The sequence below is a fragment of the Ancylomarina sp. genome (assembly GCF_041555295.1).
Classification (GTDB): domain Bacteria; phylum Bacteroidota; class Bacteroidia; order Bacteroidales; family Marinifilaceae; genus Ancylomarina.
In genome coordinates this window covers 1-1846 of record NZ_JBFFKR010000449.1, presented here as the reverse complement: position 1 = coordinate 1846, position 1846 = coordinate 1, and the positions used below count along the sequence as shown (strand labels likewise).

2 protein-coding genes are annotated in these 1846 nt (G+C 38.1%); both read left to right on the top strand.

Annotation, left to right across the window (positions count from 1 at the left end; translation table 11 throughout):
• On the top strand, positions 1–666 hold a 666-nt coding region (locus ABY905_RS16975), incomplete at its 5' end, for a proline racemase family protein (protein WP_372646037.1).
• Positions 667–812: 146 nt separating this feature from the next.
• A partial coding sequence (locus ABY905_RS16970; protein WP_372646035.1) for a S28 family serine protease occupies positions 813–1846 on the top strand: 1034 nt, incomplete at its 3' end.

The following is a 1846-nucleotide window of genomic DNA, read 5'->3' as shown; positions in this document are numbered from 1 at the left end:
CCTATCATTCGTATCGATGCCCCTCCGGGAAGAATAACCTGCCAGGCTTTTAGACTGGATGGGAAAGTTCAACGAGTTGCTTTCCAGAATGTACCCTCTTTTATGGCATTGAGAGATCAAATTGTTGATGTTCCAGAAATTGGGAAAGTTAAGTTTGACTTAGCATATGGAGGTGCTTTTTACGCCTATGTTCAAGCAGAAAATTTAGGACTGAATCTAGATGAATCAGATTATAATAAACTAATTGAATATGGTCGTAAAATAAAATATGCGGTTATGGATCAATTTGAGGTTAAGCACCCTTTCGAAGAAGATCTAAGCTTTTTATATGGCACCATATTTATTGGAAAAGCCAAAGACCCAAAACATCACTCTCGCAATGTCTGCATTTTTGCCGAAGGCGAAGTCGATCGTTCTCCAACCGGGTCAGGCGTAAGCGCTAGGGCAGCCATTCATTATGCAAAAGGTGAATTGAAATTAGATGAAGAAATCACCATCGAGAGTATTTTAGGTTCTACCATGACGGTAAAAGTAGTAGATACTTGTGAATATGGCGAACATCAGGCTGTAATTCCAGAGGTGAGTGGTACTGCATCGATTACAGGACAAAACGAATTTTATTTTGACCCAAATGATCCTCTAAAGGATGGGTTTATTTTTAGATAAAGAAACAACAACAACCATGAAGATAGAAAACCTGTAAACTAAGTCAAAAGAATTATTATAAGATTCACCTTATTTGCAATAAGCCTTAGGCTCTGGCTATCAGGTTTTCTTTTACTTAGGAAACTCAACCATGAAATTATAAACACATGAAACGTCAAAGATTCAACTATTTATTAATCATCGCTTTTATTTGGATATCAGCTGCCTGCCAGCCCCAAACCAAAGATCTTATCACTCAACTCAAGGAACTACCCAATGTTAGTGTCGAAAAGATTGTAGGCGATACCACCTTCACAGAATACTTCGAAATGTGGTTCACACAGCCTATCGATCATGAAAAACCTGAACTTGGTAGTTTTAAGCAAAGAGTTCTTTTGGGACACCACGATCTTTCGAAACCTATGGTTGTTGAAATTCAGGGCTATAACATTTGGACCGAAAAGGCTGGAGAACTAAGTAAACTAATCGATGCCAATCAATTGACTATTGAACATCGCTATTTTAAACAATCGAGACCCGATAGCCTGCAGTGGGATAAACTCACTATTAAACAAGCTGCTGCAGATCAGCATACCGTTATTCAAGCTTTGAAAAAGGTCTATAAGAACAAATGGATTTCAACAGGTATTAGTAAAGGAGGACAAACAACCATTTATCACCGTTTCTTCTACCCTAATGATGTTGATGTGAGTGTACCTTATGTGGCTCCTATGAATCTTAGTCGTGAGGATAAAAGAATTCATCAACACCTGGCAACCGTAGGAAGCAAAGAAGCTAGAAAGAAGGTTAATGATTTTCAGATAGCTTGTTTCGAAAAGAAAGATAAACTTCTGAGACTTCTTGAAGAACTAGCAACAAAAAAGAAATGGGAGTTTTCTATGGGAATAGAAGGTGCTTTAGATCTGAATATCCTTGAATATTCATTTGCTTTCTGGCAATGGGGTAATACTAGCCTAAGTGAAATTCCAAGCTCTGATGCCAATGCCGAAGACTTATTCAAACATCTAGCTAAAACTTCACCATTCTCTTTCTTTGAAGCCAAAGATATCATTACTCAACAGCCTTTCTTCTATCAGGCATTAACTGAGATTGGCATGTACTCGTACGAAGTCGCTCCATTTAGCCAATACATCAGTTACAAGAAAGATCTAACTTTCGATTTCACCCTTCCCGAAGGTGT